This is a genomic window from Paractinoplanes ovalisporus, from assembly GCF_016834655.1.
Lineage (GTDB): Bacteria > Actinomycetota > Actinomycetes > Mycobacteriales > Micromonosporaceae > Actinoplanes > Actinoplanes ovalisporus.
In genome coordinates this window covers 79,756-97,184 of the sequence record NZ_JAENHP010000032.1, presented here as the reverse complement: position 1 = coordinate 97,184, position 17,429 = coordinate 79,756, and the positions used below count along the sequence as shown (strand labels likewise).

The window sequence follows — 17,429 nt, the reverse complement described above, 5'->3', positions numbered from 1 at the left end:
GTGACCGACGAGCCGATGGCCTCGACCGCCTCATCCAGCTCGGCCTTGCGGCGGCCGGTGATGAAGACGTACGCACCCTCGGCCACCAGTCGCGCGGCGGTGGCCCGGCCGATTCCCCGCGTGCCGCCACCGGTGACGACGGCTGTTTTCCCCTTGAGCATCTTTTTTCTCCAGTTCTATTTTTGTACCAACCGATCGGTACAGAAGTACGCTAGCACTTCCGGATCGATCGGTACACAACTGGTAAGCTCGATCACGTGGACAGACAACGCAGCTCGCCGGTCGGCCGGCCCCGCGGCTTCGACGCCGGCGCGGCCCTCGAAAAGGCGATGCGGGTGTTCTGGGAACACGGCTACGAGGGCGCCAGCCTCACCGACCTGACCCAGGCCATGGGCATCAACCGCACCAGCATGTACGCGGCCTTCGGCAACAAGGAGGAGCTGTTCCGCAAGGTCCTGAACCACTACACCGAGGGCCCCGCCTCCTACGGCGCCGAGGCGCTGGCCGAGCCGACCGCCCTCGGGGTGGCCACGGTCTATATCAACGGCACGCTGCGCAGCGCCACCATGCCCGACTACCCGGCGGGCTGCCTGGGCCTGCAGGCGTCCTTGGTGTCAGGCGAGGACGCCCGGGTGATCCGAGACTTGCTGGCCGCGTGGCGCGACGAGAACCGGACCTTGCTGATCGACCGTTTCCGCCAGGCGGCCGCCGCGGGCGACCTGCCCCCGGCAACGGACCCGGAGTTGCTGGCCCGCTACGTCATGACAGTCTCGAACGGCATCGCCGTACAGGCCGCCGGCGGCGCCACCCGAGCCGACCTCCAGCCCATCGTCGACGCCGCCTTGCGCAACTGGCCGCCGGTTTAGCCCGGGTCCGCCGTCAAAGCCCGACCATGGGGCGCCGAAACTTGAGTGGGCCACCACGGCTGCACCGCCCGCCTCAGCCCGCCGGCTTCCGCCATGCGGCGCTAACGGCCGTTGACGCGTCTGGCCCGAAAAAACACCCGGGCGAGAACCACCAGGATCACCGTCAGCCCCACGGACGACCACAAGAGGGAAATGGCATCGACCATCTCCGCTGCTCTTGCGGGTGCCACTTGAGGGAAGTTGCCGGATATGCGCCTGCCGAGCGGTTCGCTGACGAGGTTCCAGTAGAAGCCGCTGAGGGTCATCGAGCCGCCGACGACGATGGCTACCAGCTGCCGGCTGATACGGCGCTTGCGCCCGAGAAACATCCACCACTCCTTTCCTTCAGGCCATGACGGCGCTACTGAAACAGCTTCACGACAGCGACGATGAAGGACCCGACGGTGGCGACAGCCGCCGCCAGAGCGCATATCGCTCCCAATCCGGCAATAAAAGCGCTCGCCTCGCCCAGTTTGGTGAGAGCACCGAAGACGACGGTCAGCGCGAAGCGGACGAGGATGCCGAGGAAGGTCGCAACGAAGAGGAAGCCGCCCACGCCGACCAGGACGCCAGACATACAGCACCTCACTTTCGGGGTCACCATGCGGGACGGACGCGGTGCCGCATCTCTCGATCGGAAGCCGCCACACAGGCGGGTTGCCGCATCCGAATAATCAAATTTCTTGACTTCACAGAGGAACCGAAGGCTGACGCTCATCGGCGGGTAGCTCATGGAGGGTTCCTCCCCGGACGGCGGCCGGTACCGGTCCGGCGAGACCGCCGGACCCGTAACACGATCGTCGTCCGGTCGTCCGCTCCGCTCGAAGCACGAGCAACCGGCCGTTCACAACGGCCCTCAGCTGCAGATATGCGATGTCGTGGACACGAGTTTCAGCGAACGTCGCCCTCGTCGAGCAGACGACGGACGGACTCCAGTTCGACCACACGGTCCTGTTCGGCGTACATCTCGAGTGCGAGGCGCAGGCGCAATCGGCCCGCCTCCTCGTGGCCCGGCCGGCTCAGCAGGAGCCGGCCGAGCTGAGTCAGTGTGTTCGCCTCCGACGAGGCGTTCTTCAGGTCGTGGTACACGGCTGCGGCTTCGGCAAACCGCTGGACGGCCAGGTCGAGGTCACCGGCCCCCTCCGCGACGATGCCCAGGCTGTCCAGCGCCGCCGCCTCACCGGACCTGTTGGAGCGCTGCCGATGCAGTTCCAACGCCTGCTCGCAGCATGTTCGCGCCCGTTCGTACTGGCCCTGCTCGGCGTAGACCTCGCCGAGCGCGTTCAAGCCGATCGCCGTCCAGGCCTTGTCGTCGAGCCGCCGGAACAGCCGCAGTGCCTCTTTCGCGTGCTCGCGCTGCCGCACCGAGTCGACACCGGTCCAGGCGAACCCGAACGCGCGGTGCGCCTGCGCGAGGTTGGGCAGGTCGTCCGTGGTCGCGAAGTGCTCACGAGCCCGTTCGAGCAGCCTGATCGCCTCGCGGTGACGCCGGCGGCGCGCGCGAATGTTGCCGAGACAGAGCCGGGCGAGGGCGACCGCATCGGCGTCGCCGCTGAGATCGGCAGCGGCGAGTCCGCGCCGCCACGTCTCGTCGTGCCGGCCGACCAGCCCTCGGCGGTACTGATAGTTGTCCAGGCTCCACGCCAGCTGCCACACGATCTCATGCCAGCCACGGGCGGCCGCGAACCTTTGTACGGCCATCAGGTTGGCGTCGTTGGCCTCGAACCACTCCAGCGCGGCATCCGCCGAGGCATGTTGCCTGTGCACGACGCCGGGCGACGGCGAAGCGAGGGTGATGGGCGGACGTTCCGGGCTGAGTAGCCGCTCGCCGCGGTAGGCCATGGCCAGCACATACTCGACGAACCGTCGGCGGGCGATCTCCCGCTCGCCGGCCGGAAGCTCCACGGCGGCTCGCTCGGCCGCGAACGACCGCATCACCTCGTGCATCCGGAACCGGCCCCGCGACGGCTCCTCCAGGAAACTGTTGTCCCTCAAGACGTCGAGCAGCGGACGGGTCTCCCGCGGCGTGTATGCGAGGAGGCTCGCCACGGCGTCGAGCTCGACGTCGACGCCGATCGACAGTCCGAGCATGCGGAACGCGAACTGCGGTCCCGGCTCGAAACTTCGGTAGCCGGAGGCGAAGACCGTCACCTCGTTCACCGGCGACGAGCCGCTGAGGTAAAGCTCCACGATCTCGGCCAGCGACCAGCCGGCGTTCAGAGCGGCACGGGAACTGACCACGCTCAGCGCCAGCGGCAGGCCCGCACAGATGCGAACCAGGTCAGCGAGCCCACGCGGGTCGCGCGCCGCCCGCGCCGACCCTATCCGGCGGATCAGCAGGTCCCGCGACTCCTCGGCGGTCAGCACGTCGAGGTGCAGGACACCTGCGTTCTGCGCCGAGACCACGCCATACAGTCGTTTCCGGCTGGTCAGGACGATCGTGCTGGGGCCGTCGCCGGGCAGCAGCGGCTCGATGTCATCGGCCTCACCCACGTTGTCGAGCGCCACCAGTAGCCGTTTTCCCGCTGTCTTCTCCTGGTAGAGCGCCTCCTGCTCGACCGGATCGTCGGGAATGGAGCGGCTGGTGGCGCCGAGCGACAGCAAGAACCGGTGCAGCACCGCACCGACCGACCCCAGATCCTGCACGTCGGCGTAGAGCTGACCATCCGGCCACTTCGCGATCTTGTGTTGCGTCCAGTGGCGCAGAAGCCAGGTCTTCCCCACGCCCGGCTGGCCGACGATGAGGGTGACCGTCCGGCCGGGATGCTTGCGCCCCGAGATCTCGGTCAGTTCCGACAGCGCGGCCATGTCGTTCGTGCGGCCCACGAAGCCGTTCGGTGAAGGCTTCAGCATGTGAGGGCCGCGGATCCGTCGCGCGATCCGGGCGTTCGCGGTGGAGTCCTTGATGCCCTCAGCCAGTCGGAAGGCGCGGAGAGCCTCGGCCTCATCGGCGCCCATCGCCTCCGCGAGGCGGTGGGCAGTGTCCGGCCTCGGCTTCACCTTGCCACTGAGCAGGTCGCTGAGGTGGCCGGTGCTGATCTCGGCCCGCCGAGCGATGCCCCGTTGAGTCGCCGGAGTGCCGATCGGCGGATGCAGGGCACGATCGCGCAGGACGGCCAACAATGCCAGGAGATCAGCGTGGGGATCGACCGCTTCCATCGCCATGGGCTCGGCTCCGCGTGGCTCGGAGATGCTCTCTGCTTACTTCTACGCGATCCGCAGCGCCGAGGGCATCAGCCGCCGGTGCAGGTGCGGAAGAACGACGGGCCCGCGCTGCCGATGCTGGGCCGGGACTCTCAGCGCAGCGCGATCAGCTCGTCGAGGGCTCGATGGCCGTTCGAGACTGCCCCGGCCACGACCTCGGGGCGGCCCAGACGGATGGGCCACTCGAGCTGCAGCAGGATCTGTGTCGCTGCGAGCATCGCCGCGCCCTCCCAGCCGGCCACGACCAGGATTCTCGACCACAGGCGCTTTCGGACGCCGGTCGCGAAGGTGTGCCACAGGAGGGTGGTGAGGTCGGTCGCGCGCGTGCCGCTGCCCGCGTTCTCGATATCCACGACCGCCACCACCGCGCCGTTGCGCACCAGCACGTTGCTCGGGTTGAGGTCGGCATGGACCATGTCCGGCGCATCCTGCGGCGGTGGGAGGCCGGCACACACGAGCCGCACGCGTTCGACCAAGGCCGACACCGCGGAGGAATGACGCGAGAGCTTGGCGACCGACGATTCCTGACCGGTGGTGACCCGCCACGCGTACGACCAGTGGTCGTACGGCTCGGAGGCCTGGCCGGCCTGGAGTTCGACGATCCGCATCAGCTGCTCGACGATGGGCGGGGTCAGCTCGGCTACGGGAGCCGCGTCGACGAAGTCCATCAGATGCCACACGTGACTGGCGGTGGCCCCTACGCCGAGCCAGGCGGGAGTGGGATAGCCACACCCCCGCATGTGCTCGACCACCCTCTGAGCGCGCAGCGTCTCGTTCAGATGGCCGGGGTTGGCCCGGGGCACCACCTTGAGCACCGCGTTCGCCCCGCCGGCCAACCGGACGCGCGTGGCGCCTCCGTTGGCGCCTCCGGGCAGACTGCCGAGAACAGTGACCTGGGCCCCGACCACTCCGGCCACATTGTCCAAGACCTCGGCCTGGCTCATGCCTCTCAGCGTATGCGCGTGGCCAGCACCGCGAGGATGGCGTCGGTCGGGCCGGTCTCGGCCGGGCGCGGGAAGATCCGGGTGACGCTGTTGTGGTTCGCGGTCCGAGACGGCGTCCACGGCGACCGTCACGTGGTAACCGTGCGCGAACGCGGCCCGCGCCGTTGACCCGACGCCGATGCTGGTCAGGACGATCTGGGTGATGCCCCGGCGGCGCAGGTGCAGATCCAGGTCGGTGCCGTAGAAGGCGCCCCAGTTGCGCTTGGTGATCACCACGTCGTCGGGAGCCGACGATCTCAGGGACCACCTCGTCCCACCCGTCGGGGCGGACAAGCGGGCATGGCGAAACCCTACTTGGACTTGAGGCGGGAGAGGGAACGGTCGGCCGCGACCATGACGAGCAGCAGCGACGCGATGACGATCAGGAAGACGGCCAGGGAGTGCAGGCCCGCGGTGTCGGCGCCGTGGGCGAAGAAGACGCCGGTGGCGGCCGAGGAGACCATGGCGCCCAGGTACGAGAACGTGCGCAGCAGACCCGACGAGGCGCCGATGCGGGCGGGGTCGGCCTGGTAATAGACGGCGTTCTGGTTGGCCAGCGAGTTCAGGCCCTGGGGCAGGCTGCACAGCGCCGACAACGCGATCAGGATCCAGACGGGGCTGCCGGCGTCCAGGCGCAGCATGAGCACGCTCACCGCCAGCTGGCCGCCCGCACCGACCAGCAACTTGGCCCGGAAACCCTCGCGCCGGCCGGTGTAGGTGGAGACGCCGATCGCCAGCAGGGACATCGGCAGCAGGATCAGGCCGGCCTGGGTGGCGTTCAGACCACGGCCGGCCTCGAGCCACTGGGTGAAGCCGTAGAGGTACGCGTACGCCGCGGTCTGCGCGAGCAGGGCACGGCCATAAGTGGCGATCAAGGGCGCGTTGCCGCCGAAGACGCGCAGGTCGAGGAACGGTTCGGCGGCTCGCAGTTCGCGCCGGGCGAAGGCGGCCCCGCACCCGACGGTGATCGCCAGGAGCCAGAGCTCGCCGATCGCCGGGCTCATCAGGAACAGCATCAGGGTGGTCAGCATGCCGGCGAACAGGCCGATGCCGAGCACGTCTAGGGGCTCACGCGTCGCCGGCGGGGCCGGGCGGGGAAGCCGTACGAGCGCAAGCACCACGCACGCCACCGCGAGCGGGATGTTGACCGCGAAGATGGCCCGCCAACCGGCCACGCCGATGAGCAGTCCGCCCAGGCTGGGCCCGATGACGACGATGGTCTGGGCCGAGACCGACAGGGTGGTGAGCACGCCGCGGGGACTGTCGACGCCGGTGCGCTCGGACTCGCGCCGGATCAGGTACATAGCGGCCGGGAAGCCGGCGCACGTGCCCAGGCCGAGCAGCACGCGGGCCACCACCAGCACCCACAACGTGGGGGCGAGCAGGCCGATGATGCCGGCGACGCCGACCAGGGCGCTGCCGGCCAGATAGAGGTTGCGGGGGCCGTACCGGTCGACGAGTTTGCCCACGACGGGCTGGCCGGTGGCCGTGGCCAGGTAGAGGCCGGAGACGAGCCAGGCGGTGGCGGCGGGCTGCGCGTGCAGGGCGACGCCGATCGGCACCAGGGCGACCGCGATCATCGACGAGTTGACCGGGTTGAGGATCGAGCCCAGAACCATGGGCGCGATCAGCTTGCGGTCGAACGCGCCGGTGACCGCCGAGGTCATCGGCCGGCCAGGCGGTCGAGCAGCGCCATCGCCGAGATCAGGGTCTGGCGCTCGGCCTCGGTGAAGTCGTCGGTGAGCCGGCCGGCCAGCCACTCCTCACGGCTGCGGCGCGAGACGGCGATCTTCTCGCGGCCGGAGTCGGTGAGCGAGATCAGCTGGCGGCGGCCGTCGGACGGGTCGGGCTGCCGGGTGATCAGGCCGTGCTCGGAGATCGCGGCCAGGGTGGCGGCCATCGACTGCGGACGCACCTGTTCGGCCGCCGCGAGGTGGCTCATCGAGGACGGGCCGCCCTTCTCGAGGCGGCTCAGCACCGAGGTCTGCGACGGCGTGAGGTCGCCGAGGGCGGCCACTTCGCGCAGACGACGGCGCAGGCGGCTGAACACCACGCGGATCTCGGTGGCGGCGCGGGCCGCGCTCTCCGGAATCTCGTTCACCAGGCCGACGATAAAACCTTCAGTTCAGACTGACCAGTTTTGACTGAAGAAAAATTCGGATGCGTACCGGACGAGACCGCCGTAGAAAGCAGAAATGCCCACGATCTGGTACGCCGCCCAGGAGCCCCGAAGACTCGCACAGTTCTGGAGCGACCTGGTCGGCGACGACCTGGCGATCCCGCTCCGGTTCTTTCCGATCGATGAGCCCCGGCCCGGCCCCAACCTGGCCCATCTGCACCTCACCAGCGAGTCCCAGGAGCACCAGGACCGTACGGTGGCCCGCGCTCTGGAACTGGGCGCCCACCACCTCGATGTGGGCCAGAAGCCGGAGGAGGGCCACATCGTGCTGGCCGACCCCGAGGGCAACGAGTTCTGCGTGATCGAGCCCGGCAACAACTACCTGGCCGGCACCGGCTTCGTCGGCGAACTGTCCTGCGACGGCTCCCGGGCGACCGGCCTCTTCTACAGCGCCGCCCTCGGCTGGCCGCTGGTCTGGGACCAGAACGAGGAGACCGCGATCCAGTCACCCCAGGGCGGCATGAAGATCGCGTGGGGCGGCCCGCCGCAGGCCCCACGTCTTCGTCCCGACCGTGTGCTCCTCGAGATCGAAGCCGACCCCGACCGCCTGCTGACCCTCGGGGCGACCTACGAGAACGGCGAATGGTCCGACCCCGACGGCACCCGCTTCCGGCTCACCTCGCGCTACTGACCCAGCAGCCACCGGTGCGGCGCCGCCAGCTTGCGCGCGGCGGCCGGCCCCCACGACCCCGGAGCGTACGACGCGGGCTTGGGCGGCTTGGACAGCAGCGGCTCGACCGTCTTCCAGGTCGCGCTCAACCCGTCCGGCCGGGTGAACAGGGCCCGGTCGCCGAGCAGCACGTCATGGATCAGCCGCGCGTAAGGCGGCAGCGGCTCCCCGTCGGCCAGTCCGTCGAGCGGCAGCCGCACCGAGCCCGGCTCCAGGTCGAGCGCCACCCCCGGGCGTTTCACCAGCAGCGACAGGTCGATGTTGCCGTCGCCCGCGAGATCGAACGAGAGCACGTTGGCCTGCGGCGGCAGCGACGTCAGGGGGCGGGCCGGCGTCTTGAGCACCAGGCTCACCACCTGCCGGCTTTCGGCCAGGCGCTTTCCCGTACGCAGGAGGAACGGCACCCCTTTCCAGCGCGCGTTGTCGATCCAGAGCTTCGCCGCGACGTACGTGTCGGTCGCCGATCCCCGTTTGATCCCCTTGATCTGCTTGTAGCCGGTGTGCTGCCCGAGCACCGCCTCGGCCGGGTCGAGCGGCCGGAACGAGCGGATCACCCGTTCGCGCGCCGCCTGCAGGTCGGCCGAACCGAGGCTGGCCGGCGGTTCCATCGCGACCTCGGCCGCCACCTGGAACAGATGCGTGACGAGCATGTCGAGCACGGCGCCGGTCGCGTCGTAGAAGGCCGCCCGCTGCTCGACCCCGAGCGTCTCGGGCACGTCGATCTGCACGCTCTCGATGTGGTCGCGGCTCCACATGGCGGCGAAGGCCTCGTTGGCGAACCGTGCGGCGTGCAGGTTCTGGGTCGCCTCCTTGCCGAGGAAGTGGTCGATCCGATAGACCTGCTCCTCGTCGAGCACCCGGTGCACGAGCCGGTTGAGCGAGCGGAACGACGACGGCGACGTGCCGAACGGCTTCTCGAAGACGACCCGCGCCCCCTTGGCCAGCCCGTGCTCGCCCAGCGCCTTGGTCGTCTCCTCGAATGCCACGGGCGGAATCGCCAGGTAGTGCACCAGCTGGTGCGACTTGCGGTTCTCGGCGATGACGTCGAGCAGGCTGCCCGGGTCGTCGGAGTTGAACCCGCCGCCGGCGAACCGGAGCCGCGACGCGAACTCCTTCCACGGACCCTTCGACGGCTTGGGACCGAATTCCTCGAGAGCTTCCCGTACGTGGCCACGGAAGTTCTCGTGGGAGACGTCCCCGCGGCCGTTCCCGATCAGCACCCAGTCGTCGGGGAGCAGGCCCTCGGCCGCGAGCGTGTAGAAGGCCGGCAGCACCATCCGCCGGGCCAGGTCACCGGTCGCCCCGAAGAGCACGAACACCGTGGGACCAGGTTTCTTCGCCATGGCTCCCGGTGTGCCCGGGGAACGACCGGCTCACACCGGCTGTGACGATCGGAACGTCCCCCGGTACGCCTGCGGGGTCGTCGCCAGGCGGGTGGTGAAGTGATGCCGCAGGGTCGCCGCGCTGCCGAACCCGACCCGGGCCGCGATCGCGTCGACGCCCAGGCCGGTTTCCTCGAGCAGGTTCCGGGCGAGCAGCATGCGCTGACTGATGAGCCAGTCGTGCGGTGTGGCGCCCGTTTCGTCGCGGAACTTGCGGGCGAACGTCCGCGGCGCCATGTGGGCGAGTTCGGCCATCGTGTCGACCGTGTGCGGCTGGTCGAGCGAGGCCAGCACGGCGGTGAGCACCGGCTGCAGGGTGGCGCACTCGACCGCCTTGAGCGGGGTCTCGATGTATTGCGCCTGGCCGCCCTCGCGGTGCGGCGGCACGACCATCCGCCGGGCGATCATCGTGGCCACGGCGGTGCTGTGCACCTGGCGGATCAGGTGCAGCCCGGCGTCGATGCTGGCGGCGGTGCCGGCACTGGTGAGCACGCGGCCGTCCTGCACATAGAGCACGTCGGGGTCGACGATCGCGGCCGGATAGAGCCGGGCCAGGCGGGCCGTGTGCAGCCAGTGGGTGGTGCAGCGGCGGCCGTCGAGCAGGCCGGCCGCGCCGAGGGCGAACGCACCGGTGCACACGCTCATCACCCAGGCGCCCCGCTCGTGGGCGCGCCGCAGCGCGTCGAGCACGGGCGCGGGCGGTTCGAAGGCCGGGTTGTCGAACGGCGCCACCACGACCAGGTCGGCCTCGTCGGTGCGGGACAGGTCATGGCGTACGGAAATCTCGAAACCGGCCCGGCTGGCGACCGGACCGCCGTCGATCGAGCAGACGGCGAAGTCGTAACCGGGCAGACCGTCGGCCGTGCGGTCGTATCCGAAAAGCTCGCAGAGCACGCCGAGCTCGAAGACGGCCACCTCGGGCAGGACGATCACGGCGACGTTGCGCAGCATGTGACGGAGCATACGGCGGGTTGGCAGGATTTTGAAGGTGTATGGCATCTCTGCCACTGTCGACCATGAGCGAGCAGGACGAAGCTCTTGGTCATGGCTATCGCATTCGCACTCTTCTTCCTGCTGATCCTCATCGCCGCCGCCACCGGCCTGACCGCGGACACACGCGACAGTGCCGACTGGAAGCCTTCCGACGAGGGCTTCCGCCACACCTAGACCGGCATGACGGAAGCCCTCCCGTCCGTCAGTCGGCCAGAAGCACCGAGTCGGGCCGGATCGTCGCCACCGGCGGCCGCTGCTTGGCCGTGGCCGCCGCCTTGGTGGTGGTCGGAGCCGGCAGCGGCTCGGTGAACGGCTGAGCGGCGTCGGTGCAGGTCTTACCGTCCTGCGGCGCCACGCCGGTCAGCAGATAGTTGTCGATCGTCGTGGTCGCGCAGACCCCCGAGCCATAAGCGGTGTGCCCCCAGTTGTTGCTGGAGAGCAGGCTCGCGTTCGGCGCCAGGGCCCGCGAGGAGACAGCGCCCCGATAGTTGGTCGCCGGGTCCCAGAAGTTGCCGACGATCAGGAACTTGGCGCTGGTGCGGTTGGTGAACGGGCCGGTGTACGCGTTGCGGTCCTGGACGGTCCAGGTCCGGTTCGCGCACTGGCTGTCGATCCAGCCCCACGAACGGCCGAAGTACTTGGCCTCGCTCTCACGGCGGTCCACGGCGGCCGGCCACGACGACGCGTTCGCCGGGTGCTTGCCGTCGGTGCAGATCACCGTGCTGCTGGCCTCGAAGCCGTTCTCGTACGGGAAGTCGTACGCCCGCGCCGCCTTGGACGCGTTGACCCGCTTGAGCAGAGGCGCGGTCGAGCCACCCTCCTGCGCCGTCGCGACCTCGGCGGCCAGCTGGGTGACCCCGGCCCCCGCCTCGGTGCTGTAGAGCGTGCCCAGGACGGCGCTGATGAAGATCGCGTACGTCACCTGGATCGTGCCGCCGGCCCCGTCGGGGAACTCGACCGGGTCGGTCTTGAGCCGGTTCGCGATCTGGTCGAAGTGCTTGACCGGGTCACCTTCGGCGAACACGCATTTGGTTTCGCCCGCCTTGTCGCAGCGGACCAGGATCTCGTGCAACGCCTTGTACGCCCCGTCGCTGGAGCGCAGCCGCTGGTCGAGGATCTGCCGGGAGTTGCCGACCCAGGCCGTCGGGTCGAGCACGCCGTCGACGACCAGGGCCCGGAAGCGGTCGGGGAACATGTTGGCGTAGTACTGACCGAGCGCACTGCCGTAACTGAAGCCGAGGTAGTTCAGCTTCTTGTCACCGACGGCACGGCGTACGACGTCCATGTCGCGCGCCACCTCGGCCGTCGAGGACGCCGCGGTCAGCGGCCGGCCCGTGGTGGAGCAGGCCTGGCCGAGCTTCTTCGAGCCGGTGACGTAGTCACGTTCCTCGGTCGCCGTGACCGGGAACGGGACGTTCATGAGGTTGAGCACCTCGGTCTGCGCCCGGACCGTCGGGAAGCACTTGACCTGCTCGCTGGCGCCGATCCCCCGCGGGTCGACGCCCACGACGTCGAAGCGCGCGAGCAGGGCGTCGCTGAGGAAGTCGGGCGCGGCCAGGGCGAACGACGTCGCCGAGCCGCCCGGACCTCCGGGGTTGACGAACAGGCTGCCGATCTTCTGGGCCTGGTTCTTGGCCTTGACCCGCAGCACCGCGATCTCGGTGGTCCTGCCGTTGGGCTTGCGATAGTCGAGCGGCAGCTGGACGGTGGCGCACTCGGCGATCTCGTAACACTTGTACCAGTCGAGCTTCGGCGTAGGCACAGCGTCGACGAGCCGAGCTTCCGATTGAGCGCCGCCGGCCGCAGCGGGAGCGGCGCCGGTGAGGGCTGCGCCGATCACGAGGGTGCCGGCGAGGGCCGCGGTCAGTAGTCGGTGCGTCTTTCGTGGCATACGGACGACCCTTCTGACGATGGGGTCGCGGCGGCGGTGCCGCGACCCCAGGCATTGTAGAGAATCGATGCACCCACAGTGATCACGGTGAATGCCGACAAAAACGAAGATGCCCGGCCCATGGGCACCGGGCATCAACCGAGAAGTCCGTAAAGCGTCAAACGACAGCCATCGCAAGGTTACGGCTGGTGATCGAGTTCCGCCATGCGCCGTCCGGTCCGGGATTTTTCGCAGGAGGCCCGCGCACAGGACCGGAGGGGGGTGTAGTCGCCTCCGATGCATTTGGCACAGTGGACAGATGCTCACCGACGTGGATCTGCCCGCGCCCGGACTCCTCTGGACGCGCTGGGCGACGCTCTCCGCCACGCTGACCGGCATCGGATACGCCGATGTCTGGTTCGTCGACGACCGCGGGGCGCACCACGACGACCACGGCGGAAGCTGGGCCCGGCTCGCGCTGGTCGAGGGCGCCCGGGCGGTGCTGTTCGGATACGACCGCGACCACTCCGCGACGGCCGACGCCGACCCGCCGATCGACCTGCTCACCGGCGCCCCCGGGTGGCTGCCCTGGGACGACCTGACCACGCTGGCCGAGGCCGACCGGCTGGGCTTCGTGGTGTGGCACGCCGAGGGCCGCTGGTCCCGCGTGCGCTACCGCGACGGGCTGGGCGACGGCCTGGTGCAGACGGTCGCACCGGTGCTGAGTAACGAGAACACGCTGCAGGAGCTGTCCGAGGTCATCACCGAGTGGGGCCGCCACGACCTGAGCACGCCGGCCGAGCGCGACGAGGTCCGCACCGCGAGCGAAGACCTGCTCACCGCGGCCATCCGCGGCGAGATCACCGGGGCCGGGTTCGAGCGGCTGCTCGGCCGGCTCACCGATCCCACCCTCGACCTGCGGGCGGCGCTGTTCGCCTCGGGCCGGGGCGGCATCACGGCCGGCACCCGGCCGCCGCGCATCCCGGTCGGTGAGCGCCCGCCGATGCGCCGGGTCCGCCGGCTGAGCCAGAGCGAACACGACCGCCTGGTGTGGGCGGCCATGCACGACGCGACCGAACTGAACCGGGCCGACCCGCCCGAGACGGCCGAGCTCGAGTCGCTGGCCGCCTGGATGCGCGACCGCGCGCCCAACGGGGACGGGCGCTGCACGGTGCTGGCCTACGCCGACGCGACCAGCCTGAGCGTGCAGGCGGGCAAGCACCCGCCGGCCGACCGCGCGGGCGAGGCCCGCTTCGGCGCCTTCCAGGAAGTGAGCGATCTGCTGCGCGGCCTGCGCCGGGCCGAGTCCGACCCCCGCTACGGGCGGTGGCTGTTTTTGCGCGTGCAGACCACCCCGACCGAGATCCTGGTCGAACGCCGCTACGACTCGTGGCCGAAGTGGTGGGCCGACGACGGCGTCTCCGGCCCGTGGCGCACAAATCTGCTGGAGGAGATGGACGGCCGCGCCCCGCAGTGGCGGCCGGGCTGGACCCGGCTGCTCGACCCCGAGGTCGCCTTCAAACCGGCCGAGATCTGAGCCGTGGCCGGCGTCTGTCCCGTGCCTCGCCGCACTCCCGCATGATCCACGGGCTGACTCCTAGCGGGCCTTGCCCGCGCTGAGCAGCGACATCGACTTGGCCAGCCGGCGGGCCCGGGTCTCCTCGGTCTTGGCGCCGGTCAACTGGTCGACGTGGTAGCGCTGGTTCGAGAACGACAGCGTCGCCCAGAAGTCCCGCGCGGCCGGTTCGGCGTCGAGTGCGGCCCGCAGGTCGTCGGGCACCTCGATCTCGCGCTTCTCGACGTCGAGCTCGACCTCGACGTCGTACGTCTCGCCGCCGCTGACATTGCCCGCCTCACGACGTTCGGCGCTGACCCCGAGCCAGTAACTGCCGCCCATCTTGGCGATCGTCGAGCGGAACGTGAACCCGTTCACCACGACGGTGACCTTGGGGCGGCCGCCCCCGCCGAGCCCGGTGACGATCTCGTCGGGCACCTGGAAACCGGTGGTGTTGCCCCCCGTACGCTGCAGCTCCGCGCGAAACCTCATGAGCGTCAGACTAGCGGCTCCTCGATCAGCTCGGACCAGTCCGTGACCAGCGGAATCAGCTCGCCCGAGGCCCACAACGGCAGCTGGTCGGCGAAGTGTGGCGAGGCCGGATCGCCGGACGCCCCGAACGGCACGATCCAGCGGCTGCGCTGCCGGTCGGCGATGTCCCAGACATAGCGGGCGACCGGTCCGCGCGAGCAGAGATCGGTCACGCCGGGGATGCTCGACAGGCAGAGCACCGAGTCCCGTTCACCCCCGAGCTCGGTGCGCGGGATCGCGGCGGTCAACCCCGGCAGCCGTACGGGCTCCAACCGGTGCCGCGAACCCCAGGTGCCCGACTCGACCGGGTCCGGGCCGGCGACACCCTCGGCCGTGAGCCCCAGCCCCGCCAGCACCCCGTCGAGGTAACCACCGATCTTGGCACGCGGTTCGGTCCAGCCGTCGAAGATCGGGTCGAACCCGTGCGGCTGCATCAGCGGCTTCAGCGTGGGGTGTTCGTGCAGCCGCCGGGCGATTTCGAACCGCCACGCCGCGCGCCGCCCGGCCTCGACGCTGTCGGCGGGCATGGGCGTGTCCATGTGGATGCGCGGCGACGGCACTCCCGCGGCGATCAGTTCCCGGATCCGGTCGGCGCGTGCTTTCGAGGCAAAAGCGTTCCCGTACGCCTCGGTGTCCGGCCGCCGGTCGTTCGCGTTCACGACGTTGCCGGTCACCTCCACGCGCGTCATCGGGAGGTAGTCGCGCTGCCACGCGTACGTCTGATCCCACGCCGGCACCGGGACTCGGCGGTTGCGCTCATCCCGTACGGGAACCCGGCCGACCGTCAGCTGCACAACACGACCCGTGGTGTCGGCGGTCAGAACGCTGTTGACCGGTTCGGCCCACCGCTCGAGCGCGGCCGCCACGTCGTCCACTGTGGACGCGTGCAGCAGCGGCAGCAGGGCGGAGAAGCCGAGGTCGGACTCGACCCGGGTGGGCGTGCGCAGGCTCAGCGTGTCGTCGATCATCGGCCCGCGTGCCGTCTCGATGACCTCGACCAGTTCGCTGCCTCCCCCGCGTACGGGAATGGTCTCGGTATGCACCCCGACCGGCTCCCACCCGTGCGGACCGCGGGCCTCGACACCGGTCGCCGTGCGGCGCAGCTCTTCGACGAAGAGGTCCTGATAGTCGGCCATCGCGTTGGTGACCGCCCAGGCGACACCGCCCGCGTGCCCGAAATGCTGCACGCCCGGCACACCCGCGAAGGTCAGCCCCGCCACGTCGAACTGCGGGCAGGCGAGCCGGACCTGCTGATAGACACCCGGCAGCTCGATCAGCCGGTGCGGGTCGCCAGCGATCTCCCCGGGGACCGTCCAGGCGTTGCTGCCCGAACTGGCCGCCGACTCGGCCGTGAACCAGCCCACGGCGTGCGGCCCGAGGGTGCGTTCGACGTGCGAGTTCCAGAGTTTGGCCGGAAAGCTGGCGAACATGATGTGCCGGGCCAGGAACACGCCGAGCGACGACCACGGATGCCACGCGACCCCACCGGCGCGGACACCTTCGGCATAGGCGCGCAACCATTCCCGCGTACGGGGTTCCAGGTTGGCAAAACACCGCCGCGCGGTGTCGTCGATCCGGGCCCGCCGCGCGAACCGGTCCCACCCGAGCCCCGCCGGCCCGATCATCTCGGAGAGCAGCCCCTCCGACCGGCGCCGCTCCACCGAGATCTGGTCCCCCCGGTCGGCCGCGGTCACACGCCCCTGCAGAAAGGCCAGCTCATCCACCGAGTCGGCCCGCAGATGCGGAACCCCGTACCCGTCCCGAAAAACCCGCATCCCCCATCCTTACCGTTCACCCCCACCCACGGCGACCCGGTTCCCTCCCGTTCGGCGACACCACGCGTTCCACCGCCGTCACGGTTCCGTCACCACCGCGGTCCACCACCGCCGCCACCACGCGATCTGCCGCCACCAAGTGTTCTGCGATCATCGCCGGATGGACGACCGGGGCGAGTTGGGCGAGCTGCGACAGTTGATCGGCGAGGACGTCGAGGTGCTCGGTGAACTCGGCGGCAGCAGCCGATCGAGCGTCCACCGGGTCCGGACCGCGGACACCACGGTGATCGTCAAGCGCTTCCTCGGCAACGGCGGCGGCTTCGCCCGAGAGGCGGCCGCGCTGAGCGTGTTGCCGCCCGACGCACCCGCCCCGCGGCTGCTGCTCGAAAGCACGCAACCGCCGACGGTAGTGCTCTCCGACGCCGGCACCGGCCCCAGCGTCGCCGACGACCTGCTCGACACCGACCCCACCGCCGCCCGAGCCGCCCTCCACCGCTGGGCGCAGGCCCTGGCCCGTCTGCACACCGTCACCGCCACCCGAGGCGACGCGTTCCGTACCGCCCTGGCCGCACGCACCGACCAGCCGACCACGGTCCTCGCCGACGAACTCGACGCCGCAACGACCGAACTCGATGCTCATTGCGAGCAACTAGGCGTCCCCGTACCGCCCGAGGCCTGGACCGAGCTGCGCACCCTGCACGCAAGCCTGGCCACCGGCCCCGCCATCCTCTCCCCCGGCGACACCTGCCCCGACAACAACATCGCCACCCCCCAGGGCCAGATCCTGATCGACTTCGAGGCCGCCCAGTGGCAGCACCCCGCCTGGGACGTCGCCTACTTGACCGTCCCGTGGCCGTCATGCTGGTGCTCGTGGCGCCTGCCGGTTCCGGTCAGCGAACAGACCCTGAGCCACTACCAGCAGGAGGCCACTATCCCGTGGGCGACGTCGCCCACCTTCCGCGCCGACATCGAGGCCGCCCACACGGTCTGGGCCGTCATGACAACCGCCTGGTTCCTCCCCCGCGCCCTGGCCGACGACCCACCACCGGCCGACCCCCGCAAACAGATGCCCACCCGCCGTTCCCAGATCCTCAACCGCCTGCAGACCCCCGCCTCCCGCTCCGATTCCCCCGCCCTGGCCGCAGTCGCCACCAGTTTGCGGGCCGTCTTGATCGAGCGTTGGGGCAACGAGCCGTTGCCGATGGCCCCGGCGTTCCGCTCCGAGGCAAGGAACCACCGGGACACTCCAGCCGGTCCGCGACCGTAGGAACCTCGACCGGCACACCATTTACATTCCGGCCGCTTTCGATCTTCTCCGCGGTCCCTGACTGCAGTCGCCACGACTATTACCAATCCGCGGCGCGACCATGTCGGCGGGCACG

General features: G+C 70.0%; 17 protein-coding genes. 5 read left to right on the top strand and 12 right to left on the bottom strand.

The window, feature by feature from the left end:
• A partial coding sequence (locus JIG36_RS47585) for an SDR family NAD(P)-dependent oxidoreductase (RefSeq protein ID WP_203383537.1) occupies nt 1-161 on the bottom strand: 161 nt, incomplete at its 3' end.
• 96 nt (nt 162-257) lie between these two features.
• Between JIG36_RS47585 and JIG36_RS47580 the strand changes: the two genes are divergently transcribed.
• On the top strand, nt 258-866 hold the full coding sequence (locus tag JIG36_RS47580) for a TetR/AcrR family transcriptional regulator (protein ID WP_307873204.1): 609 nt from the start codon (nt 258-260) through the stop codon (nt 864-866).
• 101 nt (nt 867-967) lie between these two features.
• On the opposite strand, the gene JIG36_RS47575 is transcribed toward JIG36_RS47580, so the two are convergent.
• The 6 genes from JIG36_RS47575 to JIG36_RS47545 all read right to left on the bottom strand — a co-directional run bounded on the left by JIG36_RS47575 (nt 968) and on the right by JIG36_RS47545 (nt 7,193).
• The gene (locus JIG36_RS47575) at nt 968-1,234 is read right to left on the bottom strand and encodes a hypothetical protein (RefSeq protein WP_203383536.1); all 267 of its coding nucleotides are present in this window, start codon (nt 1,232-1,234) and stop codon (nt 968-970) included.
• A 32-nt stretch (nt 1,235-1,266) separates the two neighbouring features.
• Nucleotides 1,267-1,638, bottom strand: a complete 372-nt coding sequence (locus JIG36_RS47570) for a hypothetical protein (RefSeq protein WP_203383535.1) — start codon at nt 1,636-1,638, stop codon at nt 1,267-1,269.
• Between the two features lie 158 nt (nt 1,639-1,796).
• Nucleotides 1,797-4,070: a helix-turn-helix domain-containing protein gene (locus JIG36_RS47565; RefSeq protein WP_203383534.1), complete on the bottom strand. Its 2,274-nt coding sequence runs from the start codon at nt 4,068-4,070 to the stop codon at nt 1,797-1,799.
• Nucleotides 4,071-4,201: 131 nt separating this feature from the next.
• Entirely contained in the window at nt 4,202-5,329 is a 1,128-nt protein-coding gene (locus JIG36_RS47560) for an isochorismatase family protein (RefSeq protein ID WP_307873203.1), read from the bottom strand.
• A gap of 74 nt (nt 5,330-5,403) precedes the next feature.
• Nucleotides 5,404-6,759: an MFS transporter gene (locus tag JIG36_RS47550; RefSeq protein WP_203383532.1), complete on the bottom strand. Its 1,356-nt coding sequence runs from the start codon at nt 6,757-6,759 to the stop codon at nt 5,404-5,406.
• Entirely contained in the window at nt 6,756-7,193 is a 438-nt protein-coding gene (locus tag JIG36_RS47545; RefSeq protein ID WP_203383531.1) for a MarR family winged helix-turn-helix transcriptional regulator, read from the bottom strand. The genes JIG36_RS47550 and JIG36_RS47545 overlap by 4 nt, the downstream gene beginning before the upstream one ends.
• Before the next feature lie 94 nt (nt 7,194-7,287).
• Here JIG36_RS47545 and JIG36_RS47540 point away from each other — a divergent pair, with 94 nt between their 5' ends.
• Nucleotides 7,288-7,902: a VOC family protein gene (locus JIG36_RS47540; RefSeq protein WP_203383530.1), complete on the top strand. Its 615-nt coding sequence runs from the start codon at nt 7,288-7,290 to the stop codon at nt 7,900-7,902.
• Here the strand turns inward: JIG36_RS47540 and JIG36_RS47535 are convergent.
• Nucleotides 7,896-9,284 (bottom strand): glucose-6-phosphate dehydrogenase, encoded by a 1,389-nt coding sequence (locus tag JIG36_RS47535; protein WP_203383529.1) that lies wholly within the window; start codon nt 9,282-9,284, stop codon nt 7,896-7,898. The two genes, JIG36_RS47540 and JIG36_RS47535, sit on opposite strands and share 7 nt — an antisense overlap.
• A 30-nt stretch (nt 9,285-9,314) precedes the next feature.
• Complete coding sequence (locus JIG36_RS47530) at nt 9,315-10,274, bottom strand: GlxA family transcriptional regulator (RefSeq protein ID WP_203383528.1); 960 nt, start codon at nt 10,272-10,274, stop codon at nt 9,315-9,317.
• 93 nt (nt 10,275-10,367) lie between these two features.
• Here JIG36_RS47530 and JIG36_RS53740 point away from each other — a divergent pair, with 93 nt between their 5' ends.
• Nucleotides 10,368-10,490 carry a hypothetical protein gene (locus JIG36_RS53740; RefSeq protein ID WP_268919949.1) on the top strand — a complete coding sequence of 41 codons (123 nt, stop codon included), beginning with the start codon at nt 10,368-10,370 and terminating at the stop codon, nt 10,488-10,490.
• A gap of 28 nt (nt 10,491-10,518) precedes the next feature.
• Here the strand turns inward: JIG36_RS53740 and JIG36_RS47525 are convergent, their stop codons facing one another.
• Entirely contained in the window at nt 10,519-12,207 is a 1,689-nt protein-coding gene (locus JIG36_RS47525) for an alpha/beta fold hydrolase (protein ID WP_203383527.1), read from the bottom strand.
• Nucleotides 12,208-12,505: 298 nt separating this feature from the next.
• Between JIG36_RS47525 and JIG36_RS47520 the strand changes: the two genes are divergently transcribed.
• Nucleotides 12,506-13,723, top strand: coding sequence for a hypothetical protein (locus JIG36_RS47520; RefSeq protein WP_203383526.1), 1,218 nt, complete (start codon nt 12,506-12,508; stop codon nt 13,721-13,723).
• 60 nt (nt 13,724-13,783) lie between these two features.
• Here the strand turns inward: JIG36_RS47520 and JIG36_RS47515 are convergent, their stop codons facing one another.
• Together JIG36_RS47515 and JIG36_RS47510 are read right to left on the bottom strand one after the other, a co-directional pair.
• The gene (locus JIG36_RS47515; protein WP_203383525.1) at nt 13,784-14,233 is read right to left on the bottom strand and encodes a YdeI/OmpD-associated family protein; all 450 of its coding nucleotides are present in this window, start codon (nt 14,231-14,233) and stop codon (nt 13,784-13,786) included.
• A gap of 5 nt (nt 14,234-14,238) precedes the next feature.
• A complete protein-coding gene (locus JIG36_RS47510) occupies nt 14,239-16,047 on the bottom strand; it encodes a penicillin acylase family protein (protein ID WP_203383524.1) in 1,809 nt (602 codons plus the stop codon).
• A 160-nt stretch (nt 16,048-16,207) separates the two neighbouring features.
• Between JIG36_RS47510 and JIG36_RS47505 the strand changes: the two genes are divergently transcribed.
• Nucleotides 16,208-17,314 (top strand): phosphotransferase family protein, encoded by a 1,107-nt coding sequence (locus JIG36_RS47505; protein ID WP_203383523.1) that lies wholly within the window; start codon nt 16,208-16,210, stop codon nt 17,312-17,314.
• Nucleotides 17,315-17,429: the final 115 nt, after the last annotated feature.